This is a genomic window from Paenibacillus sp. T2-29, from assembly GCF_052921365.1.
Map to the genome: position 1 here is coordinate 14,029 of NZ_JBREVE010000013.1, position 15,801 is coordinate 29,829.

Annotated in this window: 14 protein-coding genes; 10 read left to right on the forward strand and 4 right to left on the reverse strand. The window is 45.1% G+C overall.

Annotation, left to right across the window (positions count from 1 at the left end):
• Window positions 1–223 precede the first annotated feature (223 nt).
• Together ACU1JV_RS24880 and ACU1JV_RS24885 are read left to right on the forward strand one after the other, a co-directional pair.
• Entirely contained in the window at window positions 224–2,125 is a 1,902-nt protein-coding gene (locus ACU1JV_RS24880; RefSeq protein ID WP_025677894.1) for a serine hydrolase domain-containing protein, read from the forward strand.
• Window positions 2,126–2,226: 101 nt separating this feature from the next.
• Window positions 2,227–5,262: a chitinase N-terminal domain-containing protein gene (locus ACU1JV_RS24885; RefSeq protein ID WP_413986087.1), complete on the forward strand. Its 3,036-nt coding sequence runs from the start codon at window positions 2,227–2,229 to the stop codon at window positions 5,260–5,262.
• Window positions 5,263–5,512: 250 nt separating this feature from the next.
• On the opposite strand, the gene ACU1JV_RS24890 is transcribed toward ACU1JV_RS24885, so the two are convergent.
• Complete coding sequence (locus ACU1JV_RS24890) at window positions 5,513–5,860, reverse strand: hypothetical protein (protein WP_013371003.1); 348 nt, start codon at window positions 5,858–5,860, stop codon at window positions 5,513–5,515.
• 370 nt (window positions 5,861–6,230) lie between these two features.
• Between ACU1JV_RS24890 and greA the strand changes: the two genes are divergently transcribed.
• Window positions 6,231–6,710, forward strand: coding sequence for a transcription elongation factor GreA (gene greA, locus ACU1JV_RS24895; protein WP_013371005.1), 480 nt, complete (start codon window positions 6,231–6,233; stop codon window positions 6,708–6,710).
• Between the two features lie 128 nt (window positions 6,711–6,838).
• On the opposite strand, the gene ACU1JV_RS24900 is transcribed toward greA, so the two are convergent.
• Both ACU1JV_RS24900 and ACU1JV_RS24905 read right to left on the reverse strand, forming a co-directional pair.
• Window positions 6,839–7,378, reverse strand: coding sequence for a transcription repressor NadR (locus tag ACU1JV_RS24900; RefSeq protein ID WP_013371006.1), 540 nt, complete (start codon window positions 7,376–7,378; stop codon window positions 6,839–6,841).
• Window positions 7,375–8,529, reverse strand: coding sequence for an IscS subfamily cysteine desulfurase (locus tag ACU1JV_RS24905; protein WP_040101414.1), 1,155 nt, complete (start codon window positions 8,527–8,529; stop codon window positions 7,375–7,377). The genes ACU1JV_RS24900 and ACU1JV_RS24905 overlap by 4 nt, the downstream gene beginning before the upstream one ends.
• Before the next feature lie 166 nt (window positions 8,530–8,695).
• Between ACU1JV_RS24905 and nadA the strand changes: the two genes are divergently transcribed.
• From nadA to ACU1JV_RS24930, 5 genes are all read left to right on the forward strand, one after another.
• Window positions 8,696–9,802, forward strand: coding sequence for a quinolinate synthase NadA (nadA, locus tag ACU1JV_RS24910; RefSeq protein WP_413986088.1), 1,107 nt, complete (start codon window positions 8,696–8,698; stop codon window positions 9,800–9,802).
• Between the two features lie 115 nt (window positions 9,803–9,917).
• The gene (locus ACU1JV_RS24915; RefSeq protein WP_240664155.1) at window positions 9,918–10,247 is read left to right on the forward strand and encodes a hypothetical protein; all 330 of its coding nucleotides are present in this window, start codon (window positions 9,918–9,920) and stop codon (window positions 10,245–10,247) included.
• Window positions 10,213–11,046 carry a membrane protein insertase YidC gene (gene yidC, locus ACU1JV_RS24920; RefSeq protein ID WP_040101411.1) on the forward strand — a complete coding sequence of 278 codons (834 nt, stop codon included), beginning with the start codon at window positions 10,213–10,215 and terminating at the stop codon, window positions 11,044–11,046. Before ACU1JV_RS24915 ends, yidC begins: the two co-directional genes overlap by 35 nt.
• Before the next feature lie 195 nt (window positions 11,047–11,241).
• Window positions 11,242–12,018, forward strand: coding sequence for a GNAT family N-acetyltransferase (locus tag ACU1JV_RS24925; RefSeq protein ID WP_137078440.1), 777 nt, complete (start codon window positions 11,242–11,244; stop codon window positions 12,016–12,018).
• Window positions 12,019–12,126: 108 nt separating this feature from the next.
• Window positions 12,127–12,798, forward strand: coding sequence for a phosphatase PAP2 family protein (locus tag ACU1JV_RS24930; protein ID WP_058712334.1), 672 nt, complete (start codon window positions 12,127–12,129; stop codon window positions 12,796–12,798).
• A gap of 38 nt (window positions 12,799–12,836) precedes the next feature.
• Here the strand turns inward: ACU1JV_RS24930 and ACU1JV_RS24935 are convergent, their stop codons facing one another.
• Window positions 12,837–13,487, reverse strand: coding sequence for an undecaprenyl-diphosphatase (locus ACU1JV_RS24935; protein WP_413986090.1), 651 nt, complete (start codon window positions 13,485–13,487; stop codon window positions 12,837–12,839).
• Between the two features lie 147 nt (window positions 13,488–13,634).
• Here ACU1JV_RS24935 and ACU1JV_RS24940 point away from each other — a divergent pair, with 147 nt between their 5' ends.
• Both ACU1JV_RS24940 and ACU1JV_RS24945 read left to right on the forward strand, forming a co-directional pair.
• Entirely contained in the window at window positions 13,635–14,348 is a 714-nt protein-coding gene (locus ACU1JV_RS24940) for a response regulator transcription factor (RefSeq protein WP_413986091.1), read from the forward strand.
• Window positions 14,345–15,721, forward strand: a complete 1,377-nt coding sequence (locus ACU1JV_RS24945; RefSeq protein ID WP_413986092.1) for a sensor histidine kinase — start codon at window positions 14,345–14,347, stop codon at window positions 15,719–15,721. Before ACU1JV_RS24940 ends, ACU1JV_RS24945 begins: the two co-directional genes overlap by 4 nt.
• The last annotated feature ends 80 nt before the right edge of the window (window positions 15,722–15,801 follow it).

A 15,801-nucleotide genomic window follows, 5' to 3' on the forward strand; every position in this document is an offset into this window, starting at 1 on the left:
AATCTGTAACCCATGAATCCTGATCGAACAAGTAAGAAGCCTTCCACTTACGCGATTCGATCAGGATTCGCTTTATCATGTGCACTCCCACGATGGGAAGTGCGATGATTTCATAGCGCCATGCTGATGGCTTCCATGCGGAGTATAAAGATCTGCTCGCTATGCAATCACCGCACGGTTCAAATTATTAAATCAAACTCATACGTAAGGAGAGTACTTGAATATGAAGAATAGAGGCTTTTACTACCTATCCGCATTTTTAGCAGCGTTGTATCTCTGGAATCTACTCATTGCTTCGGTATGGGCAGCAGATAGTATAACACCTAATTCAGTGGAAAAAGCAGTGGACGACATCATGAGTACAGAATTGGAAAAATTGCATACTCCGGGTGCTGCGGTCGTTGTGACCCAGGAAGACCACATTCTTTTTAGTAAAGGCTATGGATATGCAGACCTGGAGCAGAAAGTGGCATTCGACCCAGCGAAGACTATTGTTCGTGTCGGCTCTCTAACCAAATCATTTAGCGCAAGCGCCGCAATGCAACTGGTCGAGCAAAACAAACTTGATTTGAATCAAGACGTAAACCGCTATCTCCACAGCTATAAAGCTTCGCAATACCAAAATCATCCTTTTAATCTACATCAGCTTCTGACACATACTGCAGGATTAGATGAAGCGATATACGACATCAACAGCTCGACTCGGGCAGGTGTTTTACCTACAGAGCAGTATCTCAGCACGTATTTTCAAAAGCAACCTCCTATCCGCAAACCTGGAATTCGGTATGAATACAGTAATGTTGCCTTTGGTCTGATCGGTAACATTGTGGAGCAAGTAAGCGGTCAGGGACTGAATGATTACCTTAGCACACATCTGTTCCGGCCGACGAATATGCCGAGTGCGACATTGGAATTGCCACTAAATAATCCGGCACTGGCCCAATCCTATCAGTGGAAGCGTGAAGCGTATCTAAAACAGCCTTTTTCGTATATCAATCTGCCGGGATCAGGAGCGTTGAACGTCACACCCAACGAATTTTCCCATTATCTGATCACTCATTTGAATCAAGGCAAGTATAAGGGCAAAGCGGTGCTCCAGCCACAAACGGTAAAAACGATGCATGCACAGCAATTTGCAGCTGACGCTCGTCTTGATGGCATAGGTTACGGATTTTTCCGCGGTCAACTGGAGACGGGAGTGCACATGTTGTGGGCTACCGGGAAAATTGATGGTTTTATTTCCAAAATGGTACTGGTTCCCTCCCAAAAGATCGGTATTTTTGTAATCAGCAACTCAGCGGATACGGACACCCTGCTTCATGGAAAAGTCATCAATGCGATCGCCCAAATACTGCCCGCCGAGCCGCAGGCCGCTTCTCAGTCACCGGTTCGTTCTGTCAAGGAAATAAAGCTTTTACCAGAAATCGAGGGTGTATATCAGCTGAATTTGAATCCTATTCATGGGTGGGGAAAATGGCTTCGGATGCTGGGAAGTGTTAAATACACCGTTCGAATTCAAGATGATCATACGTTAATTGTTAAAGGGAAATTTCCGGATCAAAATGAAGCATCAGACAAAGTTTTTCAAGCAGCAGGTGATGGACTGTTTGTGGAGAAGGGAGGACAGCTTAAAATATTGCTGTATCAGGAAAACAGTACATGGATGATGATTGCCCCGGATAGTGAGACCATGAAGCAGACGACATTTTGGCATCGTACCTGGACGCTGCTTGTCAGCTACGCCGCATCCTCATTATTTTTCATCACAACCCTGCTGATATGGATGATAAGGTATGTGCTCAGAGCTATCCGTAAAACGAATAATCACATTTCATCCAATCTGGCATACATCGCGTTACTAAATACGATTTTTCTCGGGGTACAGGTCGTCTATGCTAACAATCAGATGGTCTATGGCTATTCCGCCTGGTTTATCTGGGGAATTTGCACGCTGCCGCTTCTTTCAGCACTTCTTGCCGTGTGGGTATTGATCGTGAATGGCGCAAATCTGATTACAGGGGAAAAAAGAACTCGGGCTGCCGGGAAAATTGTATTTGCGGTACTCACATTGCTGCATACAGCCTATCTTTATTATTGGAACTTCCTTCCCTTTCATTATTCCTAAAGATTTACAAAATAACGCATGTCCGCACATAAATGAATGCTAACATTTATATTTAGTGCCCCTCTGAGAGGGGCCTTAAACCAATTAACAGGAGGAATAGAATGGGAATCTTTCGTCGTTTTACATCCCGTAGCTTCAAATACGCAACAGCAATGGTTTTCACTTTATCGTTGTACGCTGGTGTTGTAGGCGGCATACAACCGGCACGTGCAGAAGGTCCGGCAGACCCTGCCCCTTTCATTGCAGCCAAAGTGGTCAATGAAAACGCTGGTAAAAAAGTATTGTTCGATAATACACATGGACAGACAGCCGGCGCAGCAGATTGGGTGATTGATGGTGGATTCTCAGATTTCGGACAAGCCCTTGCAAACAATGGCTACGATGTTCATGAACTTCGCCAATCTACACCTATTACTTATAATGATTTAAAGAATTATGATGTATTTGTGACAGCAGAGCCCAATATCCCTTTTAAACAAAGCGAACAGGCCGCAATGGAACAGTATGTTAAAGCAGGCAATAGCATTTTTTTCATTGGAGATCATTATAACGCCGACCGCAACAAGAATCGCTGGGACGGGTCGGAAAGTATCAATGGGTACCGTCGAGGTGCATGGGAAGACCCTGCGAAGGGAATGAGTGAGGAAGAAAAAAGCTCGACAGCGATGCAGGGCGTGGTTAGCTTAGATTGGCTAGGCAGCCAGTTTGGTATACGCTTTCGCTATAATGCATTAGGCGATATCACGGCTAATCAGATTGTTGAGCCTGCGCAGGCGTTCGGCATTACAGCAGGAGTGAGTAATGTGGCGATGCACGCAGGATCTACATTGGCGATTATTGACCCGACCAAAGCCAAGGGGATCGTATATCTCCCTAAAACCAATCAGGCTTGGGGGAATGCAGTAGATCAGGGCGTTTATAACGGTGGCGGTATAGCGGAAGGACCTTATGCTGCTGTAGCAAAAGTAGGTCTAGGCAAAGCTGCCTTCATTGGGGATTCATCTCCTGTTGAAGATGCAACGCCAAAATATTTGCGTGAAGAGACAGGAACCAAGAAGACAACGTATGACGGATTTAAGGAGCAGGATGACGCCGTGTTACTGGTCAATATGGTAGACTGGTTGTCCAAGAAGGAGGACTATACCAGCCTGTCGGATGTAAAGAACTTACATCTTGATCAGCCGACGGCATTGCTGTCTTTTGAAGATCCTCAGGCTTCCACGGAACCGCAAGCAGAGCCTTGGTCCGCTCCTGCAGCCGGCTACAAATGGTGGGATCAACGAACGTTCAAGGCCGGCTCCTATGGCGGATCTACAGCCAGCGCGCAGCCTGTGTACAGCATCGTTCGTCAGGAGCAGCTGCCGAATGCACAGCCTTTTCAAATTCGCATTGTTGCCGACCAACTGGCTCCCAATAGCACGATTAGCGGATTCAGCGCAGGTATTTATGTAGCGGGCGGCAACCAAGTAGCCCAGATTCAGAATCCGGATGGAAGCTGGCCGACCTCTTACGGTTATAGCGGAACATTTAGTCTGGAATCTGACAGCAAGGGGCATGCCTATAGAGACCTGACGGTGCGGATCAAGCCGGGAACCAGTGGTTCGGCTAATCTTAGGATGAGACAAAACGGCAGCAACCTGCTGACCCAATCCGTCGTGTTGGCTGATGTCCCGGCTCAGCCTTTGCCTGAGGATGGCAACACGATTCCAGCTCGTATTAGTGTCGCAGAAGCACGGACTCTTTCGGCTGGCAAAGTTGTGACCTTGGAGGGTGTTGTGACGACAGAACCAGGGGCTTTTGGCGTTCAAGCCTTTTACATGCAGGATGAAAGTGGCGGCATTTATGTATATCAAAACCAAAGCGGATTTCACCCAGGTGATCGAGTAAAGATTACAGCAAGTTTGGCACTGTACAATAGTGAAGTGGAGTTGACCGATCCAGTGGCTATTGAAAAAACGGGAGAAGGACAACTTCCGCAAGCTGTGCAGGTCACCGAACTCAACGATGCAAACCAAGGACAGCTGGTTGAGCTTCCTACTGCCATTATTCGTAATGTGATAGATGCAACTCCTGTAGGTTCGTTTGAATTTGATGCAGTCGCGGGTGAGGTTAGCCATCATGTGCGAATTGATGCACGTACAGGCTTAACACGGACATCTTTTCCGTATCAAGAAGGACAGCAAGTGAAGCTGAAGGGAATTTCGGCGGTTTTTAAAGGGAATTATCAGTTAAAGCCGCGCGGGCTAGATGACTTTTCAGCTCAGACAGACGCAACTTTGCAGGGAGTAGAGCTTTCACTGGATCAAACAACATTTAACGTTGGCGATACAACAGTCACACATCTCAAGGGTACGCTGACAGATGGCAGCCAAGCTGATTTAAGTAATGCCTCTGTTCAGTATAGCAGCAGTCATGAATCCGTTGCACTGGATACGTATGGAGAACTTCGGGCCCTAAAAGAGGGGAGCGCCGAGATTACAGCCAGCGTCACCTTGGACGGTAAAACGGTCGTATCCAATCCTGTAACCGTTAGAGTCGAGAAAACCGTTGCAGGTGAGGTGCCGGGTAAACCGGTGCTGTCTCATGATAACGGTCAGGACACCGGACTGAAGGATGGAGATTACAACATCACCATGAATCTGTGGTGGGGCACGAATGGTGATGAACTCAAGTTGTATGAAAATGATAAGCTGATCGAAACCCAATCATTGCATGCAGCTTCCCCTGGGGCACAGCATGCAGTCATTTCCGTTACAGGCAAGAGCAATGGAACCTACACGTATACTGCCGAACTGATCAACGCTTCCGGTAAAACGGTTAGCGACCCGTTAACTGTCGAAGTGACCGATGCTTCTCCTGGCATTCCGGTGTTGTCTCATAATAATTGGGATGGTGACGGCGACTATACCCTGACAATGAACATGTGGTGGGGCACGAATGCTACCCAATACAACCTGTATGAAAATGGAAAGCTGATCGACACGCAGGATCTGTCGAGCCAAAGCCCGCAGGCTCAAAGTGCTGCGACCAATATCCAAAATCAAAAGCCGGGTACATATGAGTATCGGGCCGAGTTAGTCAATGCTGCCGGAGAGGTTTCCAGTCAAACCATAAGTGTAGAAGTAAAGGAACGTTAAATCGAAATGATGGGCTGTTAAAAAGAAGAGCATCTATTGACCTCGCGAGAGTCTGTAGATGTTTTTTTTTGCGGGAATTATCATTTTAGGATTGGGTTGGCGAAGCGGAAAGTCCCTCTATATCTGAGGAGCCATAGAAGATCATGGCAACTAGAATCACAATGATGATAACCTCTGCAAAATATTCTCCATCAAACTCACTCACTACAAATATCTCCTTTCGCCACCTCTTAAGTATTTATTTATTTATTTATTTATTTATTTTCTGTGAAAAGGCTTGTATTACCTGATCCAACGTCATATTGCCGTTATCATTTAAAAATTTCACCATATTATCGACATTAGTAGGGGCAGATGCTAATGTTTTGTATTTTCCTGTGAGTCCTAAAAATAAAGTTGCTTGTCTGTATAAAGTCACGGAATCGACGTTTAGTTTTCCTGTTAGTAGGAGGGCTGCGACTAGGACCTCCACATTTTTTCCTTGAAGTGCTGAAAAGATAGCCGAATTACTGTTTAATCCATTTTTCTTTTGACCGTTAGGGGGGGATTTGGATTTGCGATTCCCGTTCCCGTTGCCATTCTTTCCTAAGGAAGCCATTGAATCTTCCTCCCGCCATACACTGCTCCTGCCTGGTTTTCATGAAATTTGGGACAAGGGCAGTGGCACTGCACGTGCTCATTAAAATACGTTATGATCATACGATATGCGAGCAAGAAAGCTTTGGTTACCATATGAATCACTGTGGCCGAAGGTAGCTGACTGCTAAATTCCTGAATTTCTTTTCGCATGTTGGTCCAATTTAGAGTAAACTACAATAAAGAAAGCTAAATGAGCATTTTGCATCAATTCCAGGAGCTTTATCCAATCAGCAATAGATGGACCCTAACGGTTTAGCTCGTATATATTGTACCTTCGAGTATTGAACTTGAATTATGCAAAGTGCTGAAATAGGAGTTGAAATAAGTCCATGTCGAACGAAGAAGTATTGTTAACTAAAGAGGGATTAGCCAAGCTGGAGGAAGAGCTTAAGGAACTGAAGACGGTAAAACGCAAGGAGCTAGCCGAACGCCTCAAGTTGGCCATCAGCTATGGAGATCTGAAGGAAAATAGTGAATATCACTCAGCCAAGGACGATCAGGCGTTTATGGAAACACGGATCATGGTCTTGGAAAAAATGTTAACCAAAGCTCGGATAGTGGATGAAAGTAATCTGGACCTTAAAACGGTCAGTATCGGATCTACTGTTATTCTGAATGACATCGAATTTTCGGAGAAGGTGGAATACAAAGTTGTAAGTCCTGCGGAGGCAGATGTTCTGGACAACAAAATTTCCTATGAGAGTCCTTTAGGTAAGGCACTTTTGGGGAAAGAAGTGGGCAGTATCATTCATGTCGATGCACCCATGGCTGTAATCAAATATGAGCTGCTAGAAATTAAGCTCACTTAGTCCATTCCCGATTCCCTTTATAAGGGGGCCGGGATTTTTCATTCTTGCTATTTACATACCATCCCTGCGGAGTGCATTTGCACTCCACAAACTGGACAGGATTTTCATTACTTTGTATCGTATTAAGATTAATCTGTCATCAGGAAGCCGGCTTGTTCCAGTGCAGCACAGGCATCATTAATTTTATTTTCATCCGAGGCATGCAAGGTATGCAGGTGAATGCCTCCGGTCAGCTGGGACAAATAAGTGGCTTGGGTGGAACTGATCTTACGTATAAAATCGTCCACTTCTTTGCGAGTTCCGACCCGTATTGGAGCAGTCAGGTCTCCATATACTGGATGTTCAACTATAACATCCTGCACACTGACACCGTAGTCCACAATCAGTTTTAATTCTTCTTCTGTTTGTTCAGGTCGGTGATTACACACAATAATACGAGAGGCTAAGGGAGCGACTTGAGCCGTAGGCTCCATATAAATGTATCCTTGACTCGTTGCAAGGATAGGCTCTTGGCTTGCTTTTAACAGGGAAATATCCTGTACAATTACTTGTCTGGAAACGGAGGACCTGCGTGCCAGTTCGCTCCCGGTCAGCGGTGATTCGCTTTTGAGCCACAATAGCAGCTGTTCGCGGCGATCCGTACCTGACCGTTTTGAAGATTCAGTCAACGGGATAAGCTCCTTTCTTGTTGATGCGTCAGGTCTGTCAAAATATCTACCAGTACATTCAATTCCTCGATGGTGGTTGTCCTGCCGAAAGAAATACGGATAAATTGTAAGGCTTCACGGCCGGATGCTCCAAGGGCTTGTATGGCAGGGGAAGGATCGTGATGTCCGGCGGCACATGCGCTTCCGGTAGATATACAGACACCGCTGCGATTACATTCCAGCATAACATATTGTCCCTCGTAACCGTGAAAAAAACATCCTACAATATGATGCAGCACCGCTTTTTTTTCGCTTTCCTCTACGACCCAACGTAATGGAATCGATCTTTCCTGAATTTTCGTAATAAAGTATCTTCGCAGGGTAGCATACCGCTCCTGATGCATCTCCATCTGTTCGGTCATCATTTCTGCCGCTGCGACAAAGGCTGCAATCCCTGGAACATTAATCGTTCCGGGACGAAATCCCTTTTCATGCAGTGTATCAGGATATACCGGACGCCATGGGGTTCCGGGTTTGAGATATGCAGCACCGACACCTTTGGGGCCATACACTTTATGGCTTGATATAGAGAGTGCATCCACTCCCATGGCTTCTACATCTATGTGAACATTCCCAAATGTTTGTACCGCATCACTATGCAGCATAATACCGCGTTCGTGGAGCAGGGGAGACAAGGCAGCAAGATCCTGAATCAGCCCTGTTTCCGAATTGGCGTGTTGTACCGATACAAGCCCGGTATTGTCTCTAAGGTGGGGGATAAGAACTTCACGGGTTATTCTTCCTTCCCGATCCGGTTGTACAATGGTCAGCTCATAGCCCTGATGTTCTAGAAAAGTAGCAAGATTATACATCGAGTGATGTTCCAAAGCGCTCATAATCCAATGCTTTTTGTGCGGCGGCAACCCGTTCAGGATCGATTGCACGACCAACATATTGGATTCTGTGCCCCCTGTTGTAAAATAGATGCCTTCCTTATGCCCGCCAATCATATTTGCCATTCGTTGCCTGCTGTAATCTAGTGTGTAGGCTGCTTGACCGCCTGCATCATGGAGACTGCTGGCATTTCCGAACATTTCCTTATTCATTACGCTATATATATGCAAAGCTTCGTCACACATGGGTGTGGAAGCGGCATAGTCCAAGTAAATCACAGCAAATCCTCCCCACTTAAAAATAATTCCATTCCAAAAACCCTTGAGATTATTGTAGGCATGTGTAAATATAAGTGTCAAGACACATGTAAATATGTTTGTACACATAGCGGTTATCTATTCGTGAGCGAGGGACAGTCAGCCGCAACGATATGGAGGGAATCTAATGTCTATGCTAGACGTTTTACAAGGAAATCGTGGACTTATGCCAGAGCATTATAAAACACAGACGGTTGCTGACATGGAGCAACGTGTAGCTGAGCTGAAACAAAAATGGGGCTCAAAGCTGCTCATTCCGGGCCATCACTATCAGAAAGACGAGGTTATCCAATTTGCTGATATCACAGGAGATTCGCTACAGCTCGCTCAAATGGCGGCACAAAATCAGGAAGCGGAGTTTATTGTGTTTTGTGGGGTTCATTTTATGGCGGAGACAGCGGATATGCTGACTACCGACCAGCAAACCGTTGTTCTGCCGGATATGCGCGCAGGCTGCTCGATGGCAGATATGGCTAACATGGAGCAGACGGAACGAGCGTGGAAGCATTTGCAGGAGTTGGTAGGCGATACGATCATTCCGTTAACGTATGTAAATTCCACCGCAGAGATCAAAGCCTTTGTAGGACGGCATGGCGGGGCTACTGTGACTTCTTCGAATGCGAAGCAGGTGCTGGCTTGGGCGCTGAAACAAAAGGAACGTATTTTATTTTTGCCGGATCAACATTTGGGACGCAATACAGCCCATGATCTTGGAATTCCGCTGGATGAAATGGCTGTATGGAATCCTATGACCGATCAGTTGGAGACTGAACGAAACCCGGAAACTGTGAAAATCATTTTATGGAAAGGGCACTGTTCAGTTCATGAAAAATTTACGGTAGATCACATTCGCAACGTCCGTGAACGTGATAAGAATATCCGGGTCATCGTTCATCCCGAATGCTCTCACGAGGTTGTACAGCTCGCAGATTGTGCTGGCTCCACCAAATTCATCATCGATACGATCCGTGCGGCAGAGCCGGGGACCCAATGGGCCGTTGGCACAGAGATGAATCTCGTGCAACGGATTAGACAGCAGTACCCTGAACAGCAGATTGAATCGCTCAATCCCGATATGTGTCCTTGTCTGACCATGAACCGGATCGATCTTCCGCATTTGCTGTGGGCAATGGAACAGATTGATCGGGGAGAGCCTGTGGGGGTCATTCGTGTGGATGCTCAGATCAGACAGGACGCTGAACAGGCACTGAATCGTATGCTTGCTATACGTTAAGTTTTTACCGTTACGTAGAGCGTACTTTCTTGTTTGTGATCCGACTTCTATCTCTAATTAAAGATTAGTCGATTGTTCGGTTTCGTGCTATAATTGTAGCAACATACCGAAGGAGGTGAATCCCTTGTTTGAGCTTCAGGACCTACTCCCCTATTTGCTTACGATCGGCTTGCTGTGCACAGTGACTTATACGTATCTTGCTCATTTGCATGGCAGTGTAGCTGAATGCTGGGTCGAAGGCGGGCCCGTTCGCTCGCATGCTTCTCCGCTGATGCCGATATCTGCCCGCGGACAGGACATGCCTGTACGGCTAGCACGTCACATTCGGCGGAAAGAAGCGCCAGATGAAGATGCATCCGATTGTTCCCCCTTGTTGAATGATGGCACAGTCAATCAACGAGGAGGAACATATGAAACGATTCAAGGGATTCACTTTTTGGGGTAAACAAGAACGGATATTGGGTTTAATCGTAGCGTTGGCGGTGGTCATGCTGTTGTCTGGTTGTGGTGCGAATGCTGCGGAGATTAATGCACAGACACCTGGTTTTTTTAATCATTACGTGGTGTTCCCACTTTCTTGGCTGATTCAGCATTTGGCGCAATGGTTTGGTGGAAGCTTTGGGCTGGCGATCATGACTTTGACATTCATTGTCCGTCTGGCCTTACTGCCGCTAATGATGCGTCAAACGCGTGCCCAGCAGGGGATGAAGCGCAAGATGAGCGCTATGCAGCCCGACTTGGACCGAATTAAGAAGAAGTATGAGAATAAGAAAGACGCCAACAGTCAGCAAAGTATGCAGCAGGAAATGATGTCACTATACAAAGAGCATCAATTCAATCCACTCAATATCGGTTGTCTGCCTATTCTCATTCAGCTACCGATTTTAAGCGGGATGTATACTGCCATCCGACTCACGCCGGAGCTGGCGTCTCACTCCTTCTTATGGTTCCGGCTTGGACAGCCGGACTGGATTCTGGCAATTGTCGTCGCAGTTGTATACTTGGCACAGGCCAAGCTTTCTCAGCTACAGATGACGGCTGACCAGCGCAAGCAATTTGCTATCATGGGTTATCTTTCACCGATTATGATGGCGGTCTTTTCCTTCAATGCTCCTGCGGCCATGCCTTTATATTGGACCGTAAGCGGCACCTTTTTGCTGCTTCAATCGTTGTGGTTCCGCAAACGCTATCCAATCGAGGAAGCAGAGAACAAGATTAAACTTGGTGAAGTCACGCCAACTTAATAAGAAGATGCTATTTGTTTGACATAGAATTGCGTTTGCAGTGTTTCATGTGTAATGACAGGGTACTATTCGAGCCTATAAGGCTTAAATAGTGTCCTTTTTTTGTAGCTTTTTTCACTATTATTTTGCTTGCGGTTTTGTAATCATTATGAAATCCTTATATCATAAATATTCTTAAAAGTTAGGAGAGACTATATGGAAAATTCAACAACAACCACTGAATGGTATGAAAATCAAATAAGAGAAGACGGCTGTTTTTGCATGAGAAGCATGCAAAAAGCACCGGGATATGTACAAAAGCTGAATTGGACAGAAAAAGAATTCACTCAAGGTTTGACTTACATACAATTAAGAAAAGACAATAAACCAGTAGGATTCATTGAGTATGCATTGGGTGAACAAGCATGGAGAGCTGTTCATGCGGATGGATATCTAGTAATTCATTGCATCTGGATCGCTGTAACTGGTTTGGGGCTAGGTTCACAGCTTATTCAACGCTGCATTCAAGATGCTATTACGTTGGGGAAGAAGGGAGTGGCAGTTGTTACCAACATAGATACCTCCTGGGCACCAGGTCCCGAGATTTTTCTGAAAAACGGATTTCGGCATGTGGAGGATGCTCCATATTCTTTTCAGTTGTATATTTACAAGCTTAATCAAGAGCATTCAGACCCTTATTTTCCTGATAATTGGGTTTTACGCCTGGATCGTTTTAGTGAGGGCTTAACCATTTTACGAACTCATCAATGCCCTTATCTGGAAATAGCCACGCACAATGTGATTGAAGCAGCTGAGACTGTGGGGATACAACCTGAAATCATTGATATACGAGATCGTTCACAATTGATGGAACTGTCCCCGACACCGTATGGCGTATTTCATGTGATCTGTAATGGAGAATTGATTTCATATCACAGGATGACTCCTCGTTCTTTTGCCAAAAAGCTAACCATGCTTTATTCTAAAAGCTAATCTTTTTATGAAATGATACAAGAAAAGTGGGTAAAGTAAATACATAGACGATACGAATGCTACATTTTGCTTGATCAGGGGATGAAGATTATGGAGGACCTTTAAAAAATGAAGCAACTACCTACAAAGCTGCCAATTTCCGTGGCTCTGCTCACATGTATAGTATGTGCCCTCGGTTTTGGCTTAATTGCACTATGGGTCAGCGACCATCAAGTACGGCATTTTGACCACAAGATCATTACAGCTATTGGGCAACTGGAGTCGCCTGCCATGACACGTCTTATGAAATGTTTCACTATGATCGGCAGCGGGATTCCAGTAGTGATTATCATTTTAATTGCCATGTTCGTGCTATATAGCGTATTAGGACACCGCCGAGAATTGTTTTTTTTAGCGGTTGCTGTGCTGGGATCGGTGCTGCTGAATATGGTGTTAAAAATGCTATTTCAGCGTGCGAGACCTGAAATTAACCGTATTATTGAAGCGAATGGATACAGCTTTCCCAGCGGACATTCTATGACTGCTTTTAGCATGTATGCGGCGCTGACGTTTTTATTGTGGAAGCATGTTCCTTCCAGAAGAGGGCGTATCCTTCTTGTTGTGCTCAGTAGCCTGCTAATCCTAACGATCGGGGCAAGCCGTATTTATTTGGGCGTACATTATCCAAGTGATGTTGTGGGTGGCTATTTCATGAGTGGGTGCTGGATGGCAGCTTGCATTTGGTTCTACCAACGTTATGAAGAACGAATACTATCCCTTCGTACCAAATCGACTGCATAATGAGTGGCATAGATGAAGAGGTTAAAAAAGCAGACGCATTAGCGTCTGCTTTTGATTTGGACAGAGGAAGTGGATTCGGTCATCTTAGTTCTCGTTTGTGATCTAGGCTTAAGTCCCAGCTTCTGCTCCCATTTTTCATACAAAATAATAGCCGCCTGCATAAAGATGCCTGGAAACTTCCGACTGCGAATGAATTTATGAACACCAACTGCGCAACCTGCCCCAATAAGTGCGCCTGCCAAAATATCTGAAGGATAATGCACCCCGGTCCATACGCGGGATATTGCAATAAGCACAGCCAAGATAACCCACAGAACACGATATTTTTGATGATGAAGCCATAGAATTGCAGCCAGAGCAAAAGCTCCAAGTGCATGATTACTCGGAAATGAAGCATTTGGATCATGGTGAATAAGCTGAATGACAGAATGTCCAACAAAAGGCCGGTCTCTGTAAAACAAATGTCCAAGCCCCCAACTGATTATAAAACCGATACAAACCGTTATAACGGCTTCTAAAACCATCATCCGATGCGGCATTTTAAAGGTGAACCAGTACATCAGTAAGGCCACTCCGAATAAATACGGTGCATATTGCGTCAAGAAGCGCATGGTTCCATTCAAAAAGGCGAGGTGATCAGCCAGTTCATTGATCCAGTGAAACAAAGCAAAGTCTACATTAATTAACATGAATAAATTACTCCTTAACCTCAAAAAATTGAATTACAAAATTATATTATAGAGCGACTATACGGATAAAAGCTTAAAATCAAATAAAAAATGAATGTTATGTGCATTGCTTATTAGTTTTTTCTATAGAAAATAGGTGGTTTTGCGATGGATAAGTCGGTGCTGGTTATTGATGATGAAGAGAAGATATCCAGATTGCTTCAGTTGGAGTTATCCCATGAAGGATATGTGGTTGAAATCGCACAAACGGGAAGGGAAGGGTTGGAAAAAGCATTAGCCCATACATGGGATATTATTATCCTGGATGTGATGCTGCCGGAGATAAACGGAGTTGAGGTGCTGAAGCAGATTCGAAAAGTGGACCATCATACCCCGATAATTATGGTCACTGCACGTAACACGACTCCTGACAAGGTCTCAGGTCTGGATGAAGGAGCTAATGATTACATTACAAAGCCTTTTGAAATTGAGGAGTTATTAGCGCGGATGCGGGCTAGTATGAGGAATCAATTGGAGCCGGCAGCTACCGCTCCACCAAAAGAGGACAAGCAGCAATCCAAACTTCAGGTCGATAGCCTGGTGTTGGAACCCAAGACGCGATCTGTGGTGAGGGAAGGAAAACGTATCGAACTTACGCCCAAAGAATTTGATCTGCTTCTTTATCTGATGGAGCACAAAAATCAGGTATTGCATCGGGACCAAATGATTCAGGACGTGTGGGGATTTGATTTTGTTGGTGATACGAATGTGGTAGATGTTTATATCCGATATGTTCGCAAAAAAATTGATCATGGATACAAAAAGAAACTGATTAAAACCGTGCGCGGCGTTGGGTACTGTATCCGGGAGGAAAACCATTGAAGCTGCGGACCCAAATTACCCTGCTTAGTTCTATTTTAGTGATGACGATTCTCCTGTTTGTGGATGTCACGGTTCATCTATTATTTGTCAAAATCGCTACTCGTAATGAAAGAGAAGTGTTACAAAATAAGTGGACTGAAATTATTTCCGAAACAGGACCTACGATGATTCTGAAAAATGCATGGGGGCCCAAGCTGAAAGATGAACTTTCGGGGGATACCATTCTGAGGGTATTTGATCAGCAATCTCGCCTTCTGTATGAAGTAAGCCGTCAGTCGCGCTTTAAGCTAGACGATATACGTTTTAACCTTTCTCAGAGCTCTCAACTGACGGATCTACAGAATCATAAAATTCTGATCATTCACCTTCCGGTGCTTTCCCCAGAAGGTAGTCAAAAGGGGACACTGGAGATTGTAGAAAAATGGGATGCGCTCGAAAACAATCTCGATATCTTAAATACAATTCTTATCACGTCGACTGTAGGAGCTATGTTGCTCAGTCTGGTGGGTAGCACGATTTTGGCGAATGCGATATTGCTGCCAATTGCCAGTAGTATTCAAACAATGCAGGAAATCGAAAGAAGCTTGAAATTCAAAAAAATTCCTGTCGGCAGCCAAAATCAAGATGAATTGTCCCAAATGACCGCAACTTTTAACCGAATGGTGGAGAGATTGGAAGAAAGCTTTCAGAGACAGCAGCAGTTTGTTTCCGATGCCTCACATGAGCTGAATACGACATTGATGATTATTGAGGGCTATGCCAACATGTTGCGGCGGTGGGGTACGCGTGACGAGGACATACGTAAGGAATCGATTGAATCGATCTATGAAGAAACTCAGCGAATGCGTACGATGACGCAGCAATTACTGACATTGGCCTCCTCGCAGCAGCAAGCCCCCGAACCGTATGAGCCGGTAGAGCTGGTTGGTTGTTGTCAACAGGTAGTAGCACATCTCAAGCCTGTACATGAACGTCAAATTTCTATTTTTACAGAAGAAAAGGAAATTTGGCTGGATGCTAATCTTGCAAAAATCAAGCAGTTACTAGTCATCCTGCTGGATAATGCCTTAAAGTATAGCTCGGATGAAATCGAAATATGGATATCTACAGATGAAAAAGATGTCCACCTTCGGGTTAAGGATTACGGAATTGGCATTCCTGAGGGCGAGATCAAGCGTGTCTTTGAACGATTTTATCGGGTAGACAGCTCCAGACATCGTAAAACCGGAGGAACCGGACTGGGGTTGCCGATTGCTAAGACAATAACAGATGCTCACCAGGGTACGATACGCATGGAAAGCGTAGAAGGAGAAGGGACGGAGGTCATCGTTACGCTGCCTCAAAAACAACAGAAAAGGCTGTCCCTCCAGTAGACATCTCTACTCAGAGGAACAGCCTTTTTAATGTTAATTGTAAGTTAAGCATTCGGTGGATGGGAATCATCCAAAATGAT

Coding starts and splice junctions, on each gene's coding strand:
- ACU1JV_RS24890 (WP_013371003.1), bottom strand. CDS start 5,860: ATGGCTTCCTTAGGAAAGAATGGCAACGGGAACGGGAATCGCAAATCC.
- nadA (WP_413986088.1), top strand. CDS start 8,696: ATGTCTATGCTAGACGTTTTACAAGGAAATCGTGGACTTATGCCAGAG.
- ACU1JV_RS24940 (WP_413986091.1), top strand. CDS start 13,635: ATGGATAAGTCGGTGCTGGTTATTGATGATGAAGAGAAGATATCCAGA.
- yidC (WP_040101411.1), top strand. CDS start 10,213: ATGAAACGATTCAAGGGATTCACTTTTTGGGGTAAACAAGAACGGATA.
- ACU1JV_RS24880 (WP_025677894.1), top strand. CDS start 224: ATGAAGAATAGAGGCTTTTACTACCTATCCGCATTTTTAGCAGCGTTG.
- ACU1JV_RS24925 (WP_137078440.1), top strand. CDS start 11,242: ATGGAAAATTCAACAACAACCACTGAATGGTATGAAAATCAAATAAGA.
- greA (WP_013371005.1), top strand. CDS start 6,231: ATGTCGAACGAAGAAGTATTGTTAACTAAAGAGGGATTAGCCAAGCTG.
- ACU1JV_RS24935 (WP_413986090.1), bottom strand. CDS start 13,487: ATGTTAATTAATGTAGACTTTGCTTTGTTTCACTGGATCAATGAACTG.
- ACU1JV_RS24930 (WP_058712334.1), top strand. CDS start 12,127: ATGAAGCAACTACCTACAAAGCTGCCAATTTCCGTGGCTCTGCTCACA.
- ACU1JV_RS24885 (WP_413986087.1), top strand. CDS start 2,227: ATGGGAATCTTTCGTCGTTTTACATCCCGTAGCTTCAAATACGCAACA.